This is a genomic window from Agreia sp. Leaf210 (genome assembly GCF_001421485.1).
Taxonomy (GTDB): Bacteria; Actinomycetota; Actinomycetes; order Actinomycetales; family Microbacteriaceae; genus Agreia.
This window is the reverse complement of record NZ_LMKK01000001.1, coordinates 695,221-709,852: the sequence shown is the minus strand read 5'-3', so window position 1 is coordinate 709,852 and position 14,632 is coordinate 695,221. Positions and strand designations below refer to the sequence as shown.

At 66.0% G+C, this 14,632-nt stretch carries 18 protein-coding genes; 7 read left to right on the top strand and 11 right to left on the bottom strand.

The window, feature by feature from the left end; all coding sequences use genetic code 11:
• Nucleotides 1–32 precede the first annotated feature (32 nt).
• Together ASE64_RS03350 and ASE64_RS03345 are read right to left on the bottom strand one after the other, a co-directional pair.
• Entirely contained in the window at nt 33–512 is a 480-nt protein-coding gene (locus ASE64_RS03350; RefSeq protein ID WP_055775848.1) for a PPOX class F420-dependent oxidoreductase, read from the bottom strand.
• 9 nt (nt 513–521) lie between these two features.
• Nucleotides 522–1,079 carry a CGNR zinc finger domain-containing protein gene (locus ASE64_RS03345; RefSeq protein WP_082465860.1) on the bottom strand — a complete coding sequence of 186 codons (558 nt, stop codon included), beginning with the start codon at nt 1,077–1,079 and terminating at the stop codon, nt 522–524.
• Nucleotides 1,080–1,151: 72 nt separating this feature from the next.
• Here ASE64_RS03345 and ASE64_RS03340 point away from each other — a divergent pair, with 72 nt between their 5' ends.
• The 5 genes from ASE64_RS03340 to msrA all read left to right on the top strand — a co-directional run bounded on the left by ASE64_RS03340 (nt 1,152) and on the right by msrA (nt 4,206).
• Nucleotides 1,152–2,138: an EamA family transporter gene (locus ASE64_RS03340; protein ID WP_055777388.1), complete on the top strand. Its 987-nt coding sequence runs from the start codon at nt 1,152–1,154 to the stop codon at nt 2,136–2,138.
• Between the two features lie 37 nt (nt 2,139–2,175).
• Nucleotides 2,176–2,613, top strand: a complete 438-nt coding sequence (locus tag ASE64_RS03335) for an SRPBCC family protein (protein ID WP_055775845.1) — start codon at nt 2,176–2,178, stop codon at nt 2,611–2,613.
• Entirely contained in the window at nt 2,613–3,113 is a 501-nt protein-coding gene (locus ASE64_RS03330) for a DNA alkylation repair protein (protein ID WP_235480478.1), read from the top strand. Before ASE64_RS03335 ends, ASE64_RS03330 begins: the two co-directional genes overlap by 1 nt.
• Nucleotides 3,114–3,202: 89 nt before the next feature.
• Nucleotides 3,203–3,691: a peptide-methionine (R)-S-oxide reductase MsrB gene (gene msrB / locus ASE64_RS03325; protein ID WP_055775841.1), complete on the top strand. Its 489-nt coding sequence runs from the start codon at nt 3,203–3,205 to the stop codon at nt 3,689–3,691.
• Nucleotides 3,688–4,206 (top strand): peptide-methionine (S)-S-oxide reductase MsrA, encoded by a 519-nt coding sequence (gene msrA, locus ASE64_RS03320; protein WP_055775839.1) that lies wholly within the window; start codon nt 3,688–3,690, stop codon nt 4,204–4,206. Before msrB ends, msrA begins: the two co-directional genes overlap by 4 nt.
• A gap of 31 nt (nt 4,207–4,237) precedes the next feature.
• Here msrA and ASE64_RS03315 read toward each other — a convergent pair whose 3' ends face one another.
• From ASE64_RS03315 to pgi, 6 genes are all read right to left on the bottom strand, one after another.
• The gene (locus ASE64_RS03315; RefSeq protein ID WP_268750565.1) at nt 4,238–4,873 is read right to left on the bottom strand and encodes a TMEM175 family protein; all 636 of its coding nucleotides are present in this window, start codon (nt 4,871–4,873) and stop codon (nt 4,238–4,240) included.
• A gap of 71 nt (nt 4,874–4,944) precedes the next feature.
• The gene (locus ASE64_RS03310; protein WP_055775833.1) at nt 4,945–5,274 is read right to left on the bottom strand and encodes a hypothetical protein; all 330 of its coding nucleotides are present in this window, start codon (nt 5,272–5,274) and stop codon (nt 4,945–4,947) included.
• 121 nt (nt 5,275–5,395) lie between these two features.
• On the bottom strand, nt 5,396–5,989 hold the full coding sequence (locus tag ASE64_RS03305; protein WP_055775831.1) for a J-domain-containing protein: 594 nt from the start codon (nt 5,987–5,989) through the stop codon (nt 5,396–5,398).
• Nucleotides 5,990–6,042: 53 nt separating this feature from the next.
• Nucleotides 6,043–6,531 carry a glutathione peroxidase gene (locus tag ASE64_RS03300; RefSeq protein ID WP_055775828.1) on the bottom strand — a complete coding sequence of 163 codons (489 nt, stop codon included), beginning with the start codon at nt 6,529–6,531 and terminating at the stop codon, nt 6,043–6,045.
• A gap of 182 nt (nt 6,532–6,713) precedes the next feature.
• Complete coding sequence (locus tag ASE64_RS03295) at nt 6,714–7,343, bottom strand: dihydrofolate reductase family protein (protein ID WP_055775826.1); 630 nt, start codon at nt 7,341–7,343, stop codon at nt 6,714–6,716.
• A gap of 27 nt (nt 7,344–7,370) precedes the next feature.
• Nucleotides 7,371–9,098 carry a glucose-6-phosphate isomerase gene (gene pgi / locus ASE64_RS03290; RefSeq protein WP_055775823.1) on the bottom strand — a complete coding sequence of 576 codons (1,728 nt, stop codon included), beginning with the start codon at nt 9,096–9,098 and terminating at the stop codon, nt 7,371–7,373.
• A 238-nt stretch (nt 9,099–9,336) separates the two neighbouring features.
• Here pgi and ASE64_RS03285 point away from each other — a divergent pair, with 238 nt between their 5' ends.
• Nucleotides 9,337–9,870, top strand: a complete 534-nt coding sequence (locus tag ASE64_RS03285; protein ID WP_055775821.1) for an RNA polymerase sigma factor — start codon at nt 9,337–9,339, stop codon at nt 9,868–9,870.
• Between the two features lie 4 nt (nt 9,871–9,874).
• On the opposite strand, the gene ASE64_RS03280 is transcribed toward ASE64_RS03285, so the two are convergent.
• Together ASE64_RS03280 and ASE64_RS03275 are read right to left on the bottom strand one after the other, a co-directional pair.
• Nucleotides 9,875–10,972, bottom strand: a complete 1,098-nt coding sequence (locus ASE64_RS03280; RefSeq protein ID WP_055775818.1) for a Gfo/Idh/MocA family protein — start codon at nt 10,970–10,972, stop codon at nt 9,875–9,877.
• Nucleotides 10,957–11,673 (bottom strand): ThuA domain-containing protein, encoded by a 717-nt coding sequence (locus ASE64_RS03275; RefSeq protein ID WP_055775813.1) that lies wholly within the window; start codon nt 11,671–11,673, stop codon nt 10,957–10,959. The genes ASE64_RS03280 and ASE64_RS03275 overlap by 16 nt, the downstream gene beginning before the upstream one ends.
• A 172-nt stretch (nt 11,674–11,845) precedes the next feature.
• Between ASE64_RS03275 and ASE64_RS03270 the strand changes: the two genes are divergently transcribed.
• Complete coding sequence (locus tag ASE64_RS03270) at nt 11,846–12,889, top strand: LacI family DNA-binding transcriptional regulator (protein ID WP_055775812.1); 1,044 nt, start codon at nt 11,846–11,848, stop codon at nt 12,887–12,889.
• Here the strand turns inward: ASE64_RS03270 and ASE64_RS03265 are convergent.
• Nucleotides 12,870–14,615 carry an amylo-alpha-1,6-glucosidase gene (locus ASE64_RS03265; protein ID WP_055775809.1) on the bottom strand — a complete coding sequence of 582 codons (1,746 nt, stop codon included), beginning with the start codon at nt 14,613–14,615 and terminating at the stop codon, nt 12,870–12,872. The two genes, ASE64_RS03270 and ASE64_RS03265, sit on opposite strands and share 20 nt — an antisense overlap.
• Between the last annotated feature and the right edge of the window lie 17 nt (nt 14,616–14,632).

Below are 14,632 nucleotides of genomic sequence, written 5' to 3'. Positions count from 1 at the left end.
GATTTTTCGCCGCACAGGGTCTCGACCACTGCTCAAGCTCCGTCGAGGCGGGCGGCGACGTCTGCGGGGAACCCGCCGGTCGAGACAGGGCTCCAGCGGGTGGGCGTGATGCGCAGCAGCGACTTGTTCTGCAGCGCCATGGCGGCGCGGTACTCCGGCCAGTCGGGGTGCTCTCCCGAGATGCTCCGGTAGTAGTCGACGAGCGCGTCTGCGGCCTCCGGCATGTGCAGCACTTCGGCATCGCCGTCTACCTGGATCCACGCGTCGTTCCAGTCGTCGGAGAGCACCAGCACCGAGACCTCCGAGCGCCGCTCGGTATTGCGCGTTTTCGCGCGACCGGGATACGTCGAGATCACAATGCGCCCCTCGTCGTCGACGCCGCCCGAGACCGGGGACATCTGGGGTCGGCCGTCGGCGCGCGTCGTGGCGACGAGCATCCGGTGTCGGGGGCGTACGAACTCGAGCATGCCCTGGCGGTCGACGGAGGTATTGGTGGAGATCGTTCGTGCCATGCGCCCAGGCTATGCGCTGTCGGCCGCGGCGCGCTCGCGGAAGGCGATCATGTTCACCCGGTTGCCGCAGCGCACGCTGCAGAACCTCTTCGATCCGTTGCGCGAGAGGTCGGCGAAGATCCCCTCGCAATCGGGGGCTCCGCACGTGCGCAGGCGGGTCATCTCATCGCTGCGGATCACGTCGACGAAGGCCAGCGACGCCTCGCTGAGAATGCGCTCGGCGAGTGGCTCGTCGTCTTCAGACGCGTGCAGATGCCAGTCGAGTGCATCGTGACGAACGAGCTGGGGGAGCGCCCGGGTCTGCCTCAGCATGGCGTTGACCTCGACCGCGGCCGCGTCGCGGTCGAGGCTCCAGACGTGTCTGAGCTGCGTGCGCACTCGATGCACCTCGGCGAGTTCGCGCTCGTCGCGGTCGAAGCGGCCCGTGTAGCCGTTCGCGTCGAGAAGCTCGGTGAGCTGAGCGGGCGTGCCGACCTCGTCGGCGCCGCTCCGTGAGGCGCCGGCGACCGTATTTGCGAGGGTGACGATGAAGCCGAGAATGTCTTCGGTGTCAGGGGCAAAATGCAAATTGACTCCTTACTCATTCTGAGACTAGCGTCTGGATCAGAGCATCTCAACGGCAGGGTGAAAGGGAATCGCATGCAACGGTCGTCGACCTCGGCAGGTCTGGTCATCGCCGTCATCGCCGCGGCCACGTTCGGCACCTCTGGCGCCCTCGTGAAGCCCCTGCTCGAATCCGGTTGGAGCCCCGCAGCGGCGGTCACCGTACGCGCGCTGGTCGGCGGCGTCGTGCTGGCGCCCGTCGCCATCCTGACCCTGCGCGGCCGATGGTCGGCGCTGTGGCGCTCGCGGGGCCGGGTGCTCGCCATGGCGCTCATCGGTGTCGCGGGAACCCAGCTTCTCTACTTCGCCGCCATCCAGCGCATCCCCGTGGGCACGGGCATCCTCATCGAGTACATGGCGCCGCTGCTGCTCGTCGCCTTCGCCTGGGCGCGCACCCGCCGGATGCCCAAGGCCGTCGTTCTCATAGGCTCGGTCGTCGCGCTCGTCGGCCTGGTCATGGTCGTGTCTCCGGGCGGCACCGCGAGTCTCGATGTGCTCGGGTTGGCGCTCGCCGTCGCAGCAATGGTGGGATGCGCCGTTTACTACGTCGTCGCGGCGCGACCCGACGACGGGCTCCCGCCGGTCGCCCTCGCGGCTGCAGGCCTCGTGATCGGTGGCCTCGCACTGGGCGCCGTCGGCCTCACGGGTCTCGTTCCGTTCACCGTCACGTTCGACGACGTCGCTTTCTTCGGCTCGGCGGCGCCATGGTGGCTCCCATTGCTGCTCGTCGGGGTCGTCTCGACCGCGGTCGCCTACGCGACGAGCATCACCGCCACCCAGATGCTCGGGTCGAGACTCGCCTCGTTCGTCGGCCTGCTCGAGGTGGTGGCGGCCACGTTCTACGCCTGGCTGCTGCTCGGAGAGCAGCTGACTCTGCCCCAACTTCTCGGTGGCGCCCTGATCCTGGTGGGCATCGGCTTCGTGCGCAGTGAGAAGACGGATGCTCCGATCGAACCGGCCTCGGTAGATCGCGATCCGGAGGCGCCGGCCCGCGCAGTGACACCTCCTGGGCGAAGCGGGTAGTGTCCACTGCAGACCAGCAGCGACGAGGAGTATCACGATGGCACAGCTCAGCATCACCAGGACATTCGACGCGACTCCCCAGGCCGTCTTCGACGCGTGGACCGATCCCGAGAAGTTCGCGGTGTGGTTCGGCACCGACGGTGTGGACGTGCCCTCCGATACGCTGTCGATGGATGTCCGCCCGGGCGGTTCGTGGAGCGCGGTCATGAAGCTGCCTGACGACACGTCGATCAGCTGGGTCGGCGAATACCTCGAGGTGGATGCTCCCAATCAACTCGTCATGACCATCACAGATAATCCCGCTCTCGACGCGCGCGGCGTGATCACGGTCGATCTCACGCCGGTCGGCGACGGCACCGAGATGACCATGACGCAGGAGTCTCCGGGCTTCGATGAGGGTCAGCTCGAGCAGACCGTGATCGGCTACAACGCGTTCTTCGACGTGATGGGCACCCTGGTCGCCGAGAGCGAGTAGTGGCGGCGCCGCGCATCCGCGAGGCCTGCGACCTCGTCGACGAGGCGCTGCAGTACGAGTCATCGTGGCGTCGTGCCGAAGAGCACCGCGCGATGTTCGGCGAAGGCACCGCCTACTACGGCGCATCCGTCGGGGCGATCCGAGCGACCCTCCGCGACACCCTGCGCCGCTTTCCCGATCTCACGCACGACGAGATCACGGCCCTGAGCTCCCTGCTCTGGGAGGTCGACGTCTACGAGCGGCGGCTCGCCGCGGTGATTCTGCTTCAGAGCCATCTCGACGTGCTCGTCGTGACTGATCTGACGAGGCTCGAGGGTTTCCTCCGATCGAGTGGTGTCGACGAGCTCGGTCTCGCACTCGCTCGCGACGTGATCCGTCCGCTCCTCCACTCGCTTGCAGACCGGGATCGTTCGCGCGCCGACACCGTGATCGCCCGGTGGACAGAGAGCGAGGATCTCCTCCTCCGCCGGGCCGCTCAGACCGCAGCCTACGATTCCTGAGTGTTTGCCGACCCCGGAACATCCAACGAGTCACGCTGGTTCTACCTCATAACCGCGGCAGCCAGCCGCGCACACACAAGGAGACAACAGTGTCAGCCCAGTACCTCAAGAGCCCCGAGGCGATAGCCCGTCTCACGCGACAGCAGCGCCGCGTCACCCAGGACGATGCAACAGAGCCCGCCTTCCGAAACGAGTTCTGGGACAAGAAAGACGCCGGCCTGTACGTCGACGTCGTTTCGGGAGAGCCGCTGTTCGCGTCGACCGACAAGTACGACAGCAGATCGGGCTGGCCGAGCTTCACCGTTCCGGTCGATCCCGACAACATCGTCATCAAGACCGACAAGGCCTTCGGAATGGTGCGCACCGAGGTGCGCTCCGCTCATGGCGACAGCCACCTCGGCCACGTCTTCGACGACGGCCCGACCGAGGCCGGGGGACTGCGCTACTGCATCAACTCCGCGTCGCTTCGTTTCGTCGCAGAGGCAGACCTCGAGAAGGAGGGCTACGGTGATTACCGCAGCCTGTTCACCACATCCACACCCACCGCATCCACAAGCACCGAGGAGATCTCACGATGACCACGACCACTGAAACCGCCATTCTGGCCGGCGGATGCTTCTGGGGCGTCCAGGATTTGATCCGCAAGCGCGCGGGAGTCATCTCCACACGCACCGGGTACTCCGGCGGAGACACCCCCAACGCCACCTACCGCAATCACGGCTCGCATGCGGAGGCCCTCGAGATCGTGTTCGATCCGTCGCAGATCAGCTTCCGCGATCTGCTCGAGTTCTTCTTCCAGATCCACGACCCGTCGACCAAGAACCGACAGGGCAATGACGTGGGCGAGAGCTACCGTTCGGCCATCTTCTACACGTCTGACGAGCAGAAGCAGGTCGCACTCGACACGATCGCCGATGTCGACGCATCCGGCCTGTGGCCCGCGAAGGTCGTCACCGAGGTCGAGCCGGCCGGCGACTTCTGGGAGGCCGAGGAAGAGCACCAGGATTACCTGGAGAAGTACCCCAACGGGTACACGTGCCACTACGTGCGACCCGGATGGAAGCTTCCCCGCAGGGAGCAGTCGGTCGCCTAACGACTGACTCTCGGCAGCATATCGGCCGGGTTCATCGCGATCTTCTTCGCGGTGAGCCCGGCTTCTCTGTTCTGCGCCGCAGGGCCTTGGTGACGAACCCGTCGACGGCGAGAAGCAGAAGAGCCCATGGCCCGATAGACGGGACGAGGATGGCGAGACCGAGGGCGACGGCGAGCGCGATAGCCGCGACGACCCCACCGGTCAGTCGTGCCGTGCCTCTGCTCTCGGAGGTCTGCAGAGACGGGGTGCGCGTGACGTGCCATTGCATCGCCAACGCGGCCAGACAGGTGACGAGCATGTTGCCGATGTAGAGACCCGTGGTGGCCGGGTCGCTGCTGTTGGATGTGCCGATCAGGCTCGTCGTGAAGGGCAGCAGAACGATGGACACCATCCACACGGCGTTGACCCAGAACAGCGGTGGGTCGAACGTGACGAGGTTGCGCATGATGTCGTGGTGGTTGAGCCAGAATCGGCAGATCACGAAGAAGCCCAGCAGCACCAGCAGAATCTGACCGCCGCTCTCGGCGATGATGTCGCCCAGTGTGGGCGAGTCTCCTCGAGTGGCGTTCTCGGCGAGGGGCAATACGAGCAGGGTCGCGGCGATCGCGACGACCGCGTCGCTGAACGTGACGAGGCGTGCGAGGTCGCCGGGAGTCTGCTCAGCCAGGACGATTCTCCGTCACCGATGAGGGGCCGCGCGGTTCGATCGACATGACCAGAACTGTAGCGCGGGTGTGATCAGTATTCGAGTTCGAAGTCCGGGTACACCGTGGAGTCGCCAGACACCGCGGTGATCGGTCGGTGCAGCGAAGCGATGCGCTCGCGCAGTTCGGCGATCTTCGCCGAGTCGTCGAGCGCCTCGGCCGTCTGCGTTGCGGGCGTGCAGTAGATCTGCGTGGTCGGTCCCAGCAGGATGTTCGATTCGTCGATCTGACCGTTCACCAGGATCGGCACGGTGATGAGGTCAGACCTCCCCATTCGTGCCAACGCCAGGGCGTAATCGAATACTGCCGTGCAGACCTCGCGGCCGACGACAAGGGTTCCGCCCCCATAGTGAAGCTCTCTCATTAGACTACTTTCGTTCGCGCATTGCTTCGGGTGCAATGGGGTTGCACGTGGTGCGACCCATGGCTAAGGTCAGCCTAAATCGTCCGATCCGTGAAGATCCTGTCGGAGCCACGCGGCCATCTCAGCGTCGTGAGCGGCGTGCGCGACGGCGTTCACGCCATCCCATCGCCCGGTAGGCGGCTTCCTCACGCTCCCGTTCCTCCGCGTACTGCCGATATCGCGCATCCCGTCGCTCACGCCAACGCTGCACCTCGGCATCGACATCGCGCGGAACGGTCACGACGGGCGGCCCACCCTGCAACTGGCGACGCGCCTCGATGATGCGCGCGTTGAAGTCGGTCAGCATGCTTCGGACCGCCTCCTCCGAGGGTGCGGCGTCGAGTCGGTCGTCGAGCTGGGCGTCCTCGGTGCGCAGGGTCAGCGCGGGCGGTCCCAGGCCGGTGAGGCGTTCGCGTTCGATCTTCTGCCTGATCCACCAGTTCGGGTCGTAGGCGTTCTGCAGGCCGGAGAGCGGTTTTCCCGCCCCGGGCAGGTTGTCGAAATCGCCCCGCCGCATGGCCTGTTGGATCGAGATCTCGACGATCTGCGCCCGTTGCTCCATCGTCGGCTGGCCGGCATCGCTCGCATCGTCGCGTTCGTTCTCCGGGGTCAACTTGTCGACCTGGTAGCGAGCGACATTCAGCCGCGAATCACGAGGTTCCGTGGGACTGCCCATGCCTCAAGCCTAAGTTCGCCGCGGCGAGCAGTGACCCCCCAGGCGGCGAATTCCTACTCGGTCGCGGCGGGCAGCGACTTCTCGATGACCTCGAGGATGGCGGGGTCGTCGGGCTCGGTGCGAGGGCTGAAGCGGTGCACCGCGCCGTCGGGGGTCACGATGAACTTCTCGAAGTTCCAGCTGATGCGGCCGGTCTTGCCGTTGACATCGGGCGTCTTGGTGAGTTCTTTGTAGAGCGGATGCGCGTTGCGGCCGTTGACTCTGATCTTCTCGAAGATCGGGAAGGTGACTCCCCATGTCATCGAGCAGTATTCCTGGATCGCCTCGTCGGTGGAGAGCTCTTGCAGGAACTGGTTGCTCGGGAAGCCGAGCACCGTGAAGCCCTTGTCGCCGTAGGTCTTCTGCAGCGTCTCGAGCTTCTCGTACTGCGGCGCGAGGCCGCAGCGGCTCGCCACGTTGACGATCAACCTGACCCCGTCGAACGCACCCAGCGTCGTCTCTTCGCCGGTCGTCGTGGTGATGGGAATATCGTCGAGGTTCATACGCCGAAGTCTACGATCGACGGGTGTGAATCACTCGGGAACCGCCGCGTCAAGTCCCAGCTGGTGGACGCCTCCGACGAACTACCGTTGCAGTCAGTTGGCGGCGTCGTTGCGCGGGACGAGCCTCACGTTCGATGAGGTCGCGCAGCGCCGCTGCCACGCCACTCGTATGAGCACGAGGCTCAGGTCATATCGCCCGTGGCGGGAACCTCGCCCGTCGGTCGGTAGCGCAGCAGGAGTGTCCCGTCTGGCGAGATCGTCGAGGACGAGACCGGTTCTAGCCGCACGGCCGGGCCGTCGGCCGGAAAGAGGCGTCTGCCCGAGCCGAGGACGATCGGGTAGACCCAGAGGTTCAGCTGATCGAAGAGCGAGTCCGCGACGAGGGTGCGAGCGAAGTCGACGCTGCCGATCACATGGATCTCTCGATGGCGATCGCGCAAGATCTCGATCTCGGATGCGATGTCGGGCCCGAGCAGGTGCGAATCGTTCCACGTCAGGGCAGGCTCCGAGCGTGAAGCGACGTACTTGGGAATGGCATCGAACGCCGCAGCGATCTCGTTGTCGGCGCCACCGGGGCTGTCGAGCTGCTTCGGCCAATACGCGGCGAAGATCTCGTAGGTGCGTCGACCCAGCAGAAGGGCGTCCATGCGCCGGATGCCGTCGATCACCTGTTCGCCGACGGCCGGATCGGTCAGCGGTGCCTGCCAACCGCCGAAGGCGAACCGGCCGGACGGGTCTTCATCGGGCCCGCCCGGCGCCTGCATCACGCCATCGAGCGTGCTGAACAGATCGATCTCGATGCGTCCGGCCATGGCGTCGTTCCCCTGCGCTCGCGAGGGCTACTTGCGCAGCTCGAGGTACTTCGCGATGAGCGACTTGCTCGACGAGTCCTGACTCTCGAGGGCGGCGGCATCGCCGGCGACCGCGGGCGTGATCTGCAGCGCGAGCTGCTTGCCGAGCTCGACGCCCCACTGATCGAACGAGTCGATGCCCCAGACGGTTCCCTCGACGAACACGATGTGCTCGTACAGCGCGATGAGCTGGCCCACGACGCTCGGCGTCAGCGCGGGAGCGAGGATCGATGTCGTCGGCTTGTTTCCCGCGAACTCGCGAGCGGGGACGACGGACTCCTTCGTACCCTCGGCGCGCACCTCGTCGGCGGTCTTGCCGAAGGCGAGGGCCTTCGTCTGCGCGAAGAAGTTGGCCATGAACAGCGTGTGCACGTCTTGGCCGGGCTCGACGCCGGCGCCATCGCCCGTGGCGTCTTTCAACGGATGCGCCGGGTTGGCCACCGCGATGAAATCGGCGGGGATGAGACGGGTGCCCTGGTGGATGAGCTGGTAGAACGCGTGCTGACCGTTCGTTCCCGGTTCGCCCCAGAAGATTTCTCCGGTATCGCTGGTGACGGGCGAGCCGTCCCAGCGGACGCTCTTGCCGTTCGACTCCATCGTGAGCTGCTGCAGGTAGGCGGCGAAGCGGTGCAGATACTGGGCGTACGGAAGAACCGCGTGGCTCTGCGCGCCGAGGAAGTTCGTGTACCAGACGTTGAGCAGGCCCATCAGAACCGGCACGTTGCTTTCGAGTTCGGTGGTGCGCATGTGCTCGTCGACAGCGTGGAATCCGGCGAGGAACTCGCGCCAGTTGTCTGGCCCGATAGCGATCACGACGGAGGTGCCGATGGCGGAGTCGACCGAGTACCGGCCGCCCACCCAGTCCCAGAACCCGAACGCGTTCTGAGGGTCGATACCGAACGCCTCGACCTTGTCGAGGGCTGTCGACACCGCGACGAAGTGCTTGGCGACGGCGCCCTTGCGCGCTTCGTCGGTGTCGTCGAGAACTCCGGCGGCGCTCAGCTCGGCCCACAGCCATTCGCGAGCGAGTCGGGCATTCGTGAGCGTCTCGAGGGTGCCGAAGGTCTTCGATGCGACGATGAAGAGCGTCGTCTCAGGATCGAGGCCGACCGTCTTCTCGTAGACGTCGTTGGGGTCGATGTTCGAGACGAAGCGTGCCTCGATGCCGGCCTGCACGTAGGGCTTCAACGCCTCGTAGACCATGACGGGGCCCAGATCGGAGCCGCCGATACCGATGTTGACGACGGTCTCGATGCGCTTGCCGGTGACGCCGGTCCACTCGCCTGCGCGGACCTTGTCGGCGAACGCGTAGACCTTGTCGAGAGTCGCGTGCACATCGGCGTCGATGTCCTGGCCGTCGACGACGAAGCCCTTCGGGGGAACAAGGCCCTCCCCGTCTTTCGGGCGACGGAGGGCGGTGTGCAGCACCGCGCGGTCTTCGGTGACGTTGATGTGTTCGCCCGCGATCATGGCGTCGTAGCGACCCGAGACGTCGACGTCTTTCGCCAGCTGGAGCAGATGCGCCAGGATCTCTTCGGTCACGAGCCCCTTGGAGAGGTCGACGGTCAGATCTGCCGCCTGGAAGGTGTAGCGCTCGGCTCGGCTTGAATCGTCGGCGAACCATCCGCGAAGGTCGGGGGAGAAGCCATCGGCGATGGCAGCGAGCTTCTTCCAGGCCTCGGTGGTGGTGGGATCGACGGGAGCAGATTCGGTCAAGGGGGTCTCCAGAGTGCCGGCGGCGCGCAGCCCGCGACTCTCGCTGCGGTGCGAGGCGGGCCATCGACAAGCCTATTCCTGTGCGGCCGACCTCGCGACGTCTGCTTGACGCGTCTGCATCCGACGCGTATGCCGTCCGAATTGAGAGTCCCTCGCTTTGGGGGTATGGACGCGCCAATCTCGGCTCACGGGTGGTCCGAATCATGCATACACATATTGTTCGACACCTGGAGTCACGATGCTCGCCACCATTGCCACGACCCGCAGACCCAATGCGGATGACGCGGTGTTCCAGCAGATCGTGCACCGCCACTCGGCGATGCTGCGCTCGGTCGCACGCCGCACGCTGGGCGGCACTGCAGACGTCGACGACGTCGTGCAGGAGGCTTTTCTCGCCGCCTGGACACACGCGGAGAGTGTCATCGAGAGCGAGAGGATCGCCGGGTGGCTCGTGACGACGGTGCGTCGGCGCAGCTACGACCGACTTCGTTCCGCGACGTCACGACGGCGTGCCGACCTCGACGACGATGTCCTCGTGCCCGACCTCGATGATCCGGCGAATGTGGCTCACTGCCGCTCCCTCGCAGCCGAGGCCAGGCGGATCCTCGAGTCGATGCCCGAGCTGCAGCGTCGATGCTGGCAACTCAGGCAACTCGATCACTGGGGCTACACCGAGATCGCCGGCGAGCTGATGATCCCCGTCACGACCGTGCGCGGACTTTTGGTGCGAGCGCGTGCCCGCTTGGCCCGGGATCTGGCGGACTGGCGCTGACCGGCTAGCCCTGCTCCGCGACCTCCCGAAGGGGAACGGGCTGGGGCCGCTCGACCGTGCTCGCGATCGCGATGGTCTCTCGTCGCGTACTGGAGAGCTGAATGGCATCCATGATCTCGAGCACGTGCAGCGCGAGTCTGCCCGACGCGCGGTGTGGCAGGTCACGCTCGATCGCCTCGGCGAGGTCGGCGAGGCCGATGCCGCGGCCCGTGGCGATGTAGCCGGCGGAGTCGGGGAGGTGCTCCCACTCCCGGGTCTCCTGGGAGGCGAACTCCACTGGCTCGGAGAACTGATTCGGATCGGGAACGGCGAGGGTGCCCGCCGTGCCGTAGACCTCGAACAGCGGAGAACGGGTCTTCCAGATCTCGAAGCTGACGGTGACGGTCGACGAGACCCCTCCGGCGTGCTCCAGCAGTGCCGTCACGTGGGTGTCGACCGAGACGGGGATCTCGGTGCCCTCCAGCGCGCCCGAGCCGACCGTGCGCATCCGGTTCGAACGGCTGGTCAGGCCGCTGACCCGTACGACCGGTCCGAAGAAGTGAACGAGCGAGGTGAGGTAGTACGGGCCCATGTCGAGCAGGGGTCCGCCGCCCTCCTGGTAGTAGAAGGCCGGGGCCGGATGCCACGCTTCGTGGCCGGGTGACGACCAGAAGACCTGTGCGGCGATCGGCTCGCCGATCAGCCCCGAGTCGATGGCGCGACGGGCTGTCTGGATGCCTGTGCCGAGGACCGTGTCGGGCGCGCTGCCGAATCTGAGACCGAGTTCTTCGGCGAGATCGAGCATGGGTGCCGCCTCCGCTGCGTTCAACCCCAGAGGCTTCTCTGCGAAGACGTGCTTGCCGGCGTGAAGGGCGCGGGTTCCGATCTCGACGTGGGCGGCCGGAATGGTGAGGTTCAAGACGGCATCGACCTCGGCGTCGTCGAGAAGTTCGTCGACCGTCAACGCGCGCACGCCGTGTTGTTCGGCGATCTCTCGGGCCCTGACCTCGTTGAGGTCGGCGACGGCCACGAGGCGGAGGCTAGGGAAGCTGGGGAGGTTCGCGAGGTACTGCTCGCTGATCTTTCCGACGCCGATGATGCCGACGGTCAGCGGGATGCCCACAGGAGGCCCCTTTCGATGATGGTCTTGACGTTGGGATCCTGCAGGATCTCCACCCGGTGGCCCGGCGTGGAGACGAAGATGCGCCCGGCGCCCCAGTTTCTGGTCCAGATGGCGGGCGACGTGATGGGCCGATTCCAGGGATCCCACTCCCGCGCGGCCTGCGTGGTGGTGGCCAGCACGTCGTTGTAGTCGTCGTGCAGAACCCAGTACTGCTCGGTCACCAGTTCGAAGTCTCCGATGCCGGCGGTGATCGGGTGAGTCGCCGCGGCCGCGGTCATCTCGATCGTGTGGGGAACGTAGTTGTCGGATTGCTCACCCGTGCGTTCGCTCGGGTGCTTGCCGGGGTGCGAGGCGAACTGACCGCCGACCATTTGGAGGTAGTCAGAGTTGTTGCGGTAGGAGTCCGCGATTCCGCCGTGCCAGCCAGCGAAGCCCGTGCCGGCTTCGACCGCGGCTCGCAGCCCCTCGAACTCGGCCGCCTCGATCGACGACATGGTGTTCGACTGCACGATGAGGTCGACGCCCGACAGGTACGAGGCGTCGGTATAGACGGCCGGAGACTCCTCGACCCGCACCTCGAAGCCGTTCGCTTCGAGAAAAGGAAGGAACAACTCGGTGGCCTCGACGGGCTGGTGTCCATCCCATCCTCCGCGCACCACGAGCGCTCTCTTCTCCGGAGCGGTCTGTTGTGTGTCAGTCATCATCGTCCTTGAGGTGCTGGGTCGCGCGCGGTGGAGGCGAGCAGAAGTTGCGCAAATTAAGTTCGTGTTCGCGTCGTTCGGCATCTATTCTCACTCAGGCTGGTGACCGAGACAAGCCCTTCGCTGAGTGTATATCGCCCAAAAACTTGCGCAACTTCTGTAGAGTCGTGTCATGCCGACACCGATCGACCCGCCGCGCGCACCGACCCTCGCGCAGATCGCCGCGCTCGCGGGGATCAGCGTGCCCACCGTCTCGAAAGTGCTGAACGGGGGAACCGATGTATCGGAGGCGACGCGCCGCCGCGTGATGGCTTCCGCTCAGGAGCTGGGATACAGACGCAAGACGCGAGCCCGAGTCGGCGACGAGAGACGACCGGCAGTTCCGCTCATCGATGTCGTCGTCAAGCACGTCGAAGGCAGCTGGATCAGTCGGGTCCTGGAGGGTGTCGAGGCCGCGGCCGCCGCCGACGGGATCGATGTCGTCCTCACCGTCGCCCGTTCCGACGACGACTGGATGCGCCGCCTGCTGAGAAGACCGTCGCTGGGGGCGATCATCGTTCTCGTCGACACGACCGCGGCCCAGCTGAACATGCTGACTACCGGGAACATCCCCGTCGTGGTCATCGACCCGATCAGCCGGCCCCCCGCAGACGTCGGCAGCATCGGGGCGACGAACTGGGATGGCGGGCGCCTGGCCGCGGAGCACCTCCTCGAGCTGGGGCACACACGGATCGGGGTCGTCGGGGGCCGGCGCACAGAGCTGTCGAGCAGTGCGCGAATCGACGGCTTCATCACGGCACTCCGGGAGCAGGGGGTCACTATTCCCGAGGAGTGGCTCGCCTATGGCGACTGGGATCGGGAGCAGGCACACCGTATTGCTTCAGCAATGCTCTCGTCGGGCGAGACGACGCCTTCGGCCATCTTCGCCTGCTCCGACTTCATGGCGCTGGGCGTCTACGACGCGGCCCGTGATGCCGCTCTGTCGATACCCAAAGAGGTGAGCGTGGTCGGCTTCGACGATATCCAGGAGTCCGCGTGGGCGACGCCGCCCATGACGACCGTTCAGCAGCCGATCGTCGAGATGGGCGCCGCGGCCTTCCGGATGCTCCGCGAAACCGATCGCGCCGCCGCATCCCGGCCATCGAACGGCTCGGCCATCCGCATGGAACTCGAAACGCGATTGATCACGCGCCTGTCTACGGCGCGGTCAGGCTAGCGTCGTCGACGTCCACCCGCGTGTGGCGCTCTTCGGCTTCGCGGGCGAAGGTGAGGTAGCAACTCGCCGTCCACGTGTACGCGCGGTCGCGCAGGCCCTCACCGGTCAGAGCGTCGAAGTTCTCGGCGAAGCCTGACCTCTCGCAGAGACGTCGGAAGCGATCGCTGATGAGATCGGCGAGGGCGGTCTGGCCGCCTCTTCGCAGACCGTCTTCGATGATCGCCGTCGACGGCGCCCAGATCGGCCCGCGCCAGTAGCCGTCCGCCTCGTACTCGTCGCTGTCGACCAGCTGAGTCGCTGGGCCGAAGTCGGTGACATGCTCGGAGATTCGCTCCGACAGCCCCTTGATGATGTTCTCGGGCAGGTGCGCGGCGGCCACGATCGGCAGCGTGTTGAGGAGCGAACTCGTCTTGCTCAGACGACCACTCACCGGCGCCCTCGCCACGAAGGCATCGCCGGTCCAGAGGTCGAGGAGGGCGCTGTGTACCGCATTCGCCTCATCGGCCCAAGAGGCGGCCTCGCTGTCGCGACCCAGTTCGTTCGCCAGCTCGGCGAGCACCTCGAGCTGCACCAGCAGGAAGGCCGCGAGATCGGGAGCTTCGATCACTCGGTCGTGGTCGAAGGTCGTCGAGTTGTCCCATCCACTGTCGTTGCCGTGCTGGTAATGCGGCAGCACGTGGCCGGCGACCCGTCGGCGATCGAGCCAGAACCGAGTCCAGCGCACGAGCGAGTCGTAGATGTCGGTGAGGGCCCGCAGCTCCAGGGGGGCCTCGAGGGTGGCTCGGATCTTACGGAAGGCCCACCCGTGGATGGGCGGCTTGACGAAGTTGTAGAGCACCTCCGAGTGGGTGACGGAGTCGGGGAGTGCGCCGCTCGTGTCCTGAAAATCGAAGACGATCGAGAACTGGTCGAGCGCTTCCCGGGGGAGTCCGGGTGCGAGCGCAAGAGCATTGAAGCAGTGATCCCAGCTCCACACCTTGTCCATCCAGTGCTTCGACATGAAGATCGACTCCCGCTCGAGGAAGCCGCTCGGAGAGACGGTCGCCGACCACAGTACGTAGCAGGCCGCCGAGACGCCGGGCGTGCGCTCGCTCCGCCACGACGCGATGCTCTCGACGTAGTGATCGAACTCCGCGGCAACCGCTGCTGCGGCGTCGTCGAATGAACCGGGCGCCCGGTACGGCGCTCGAGCCGCGTCGAACTCCTCGATGGCGATCTCCCACTCGTCACCGGTCGTGTCTACCGAACGCTCACCGGCGCCCAGCGCCTCGGACCCGGTGATCGACAGGGCGCCGGAGAGGGCGGTGATGCGGTAGCGCCGGCCCGTCTCGTAGGAGGTGAAGACGGCCGCCTCGTCGATCGGATCGGTGAAGAGGTAGGTGCCGGTGAAGGGGGTCAACTCCGGTGTCGCGTCGGCGATCCTCAGCTGCGCCGACCGTCCGCGCACCCTCAGCACGCTGTCGTTCTCGAAGACCGCCTCGACCTCGCCGTCGGGCGTCGACCAGCGCAGTGTCGTGGGTGTCGCATCCACGACCGCGTCGACGGGGCGGCCGTGCTGCAGCGGCTCGAAGACGAAGATGGCGTGCATGCCGGTCTGGTGCGAGACCAGGTGCAGCTTGTCGCGCACGGTATGCAGCGCCACCACGGGCGAGATATCGAGCCACGATCCCCTGCGGCTGAAGGGGATCTCGCGGATGTCGAAGGGTGCAGACGAGGGCGCTGTCACGGGTGTTCTCCTAGGTG

Bases quoted from the DNA above. Each gene is read 5' to 3' on its own strand.
- ASE64_RS03350 (WP_055775848.1), bottom strand. From the start codon at position 512: ATGGCACGAACGATCTCCACCAATACCTCCGTCGACCGCCAGGGCATG.
- ASE64_RS03340 (WP_055777388.1), top strand. From the start codon at position 1,152: ATGCAACGGTCGTCGACCTCGGCAGGTCTGGTCATCGCCGTCATCGCC.
- ASE64_RS03335 (WP_055775845.1), top strand. From the start codon at position 2,176: ATGGCACAGCTCAGCATCACCAGGACATTCGACGCGACTCCCCAGGCC.
- msrA (WP_055775839.1), top strand. From the start codon at position 3,688: ATGACCACGACCACTGAAACCGCCATTCTGGCCGGCGGATGCTTCTGG.
- ASE64_RS03310 (WP_055775833.1), bottom strand. From the start codon at position 5,274: ATGAGAGAGCTTCACTATGGGGGCGGAACCCTTGTCGTCGGCCGCGAG.
- ASE64_RS03305 (WP_055775831.1), bottom strand. From the start codon at position 5,989: ATGGGCAGTCCCACGGAACCTCGTGATTCGCGGCTGAATGTCGCTCGC.
- ASE64_RS03300 (WP_055775828.1), bottom strand. From the start codon at position 6,531: ATGAACCTCGACGATATTCCCATCACCACGACGACCGGCGAAGAGACG.
- ASE64_RS03295 (WP_055775826.1), bottom strand. From the start codon at position 7,343: ATGGCCGGACGCATCGAGATCGATCTGTTCAGCACGCTCGATGGCGTG.
- ASE64_RS03285 (WP_055775821.1), top strand. From the start codon at position 9,337: ATGCTCGCCACCATTGCCACGACCCGCAGACCCAATGCGGATGACGCG.
- ASE64_RS03275 (WP_055775813.1), bottom strand. From the start codon at position 11,673: ATGACTGACACACAACAGACCGCTCCGGAGAAGAGAGCGCTCGTGGTG.
- ASE64_RS03270 (WP_055775812.1), top strand. From the start codon at position 11,846: ATGCCGACACCGATCGACCCGCCGCGCGCACCGACCCTCGCGCAGATC.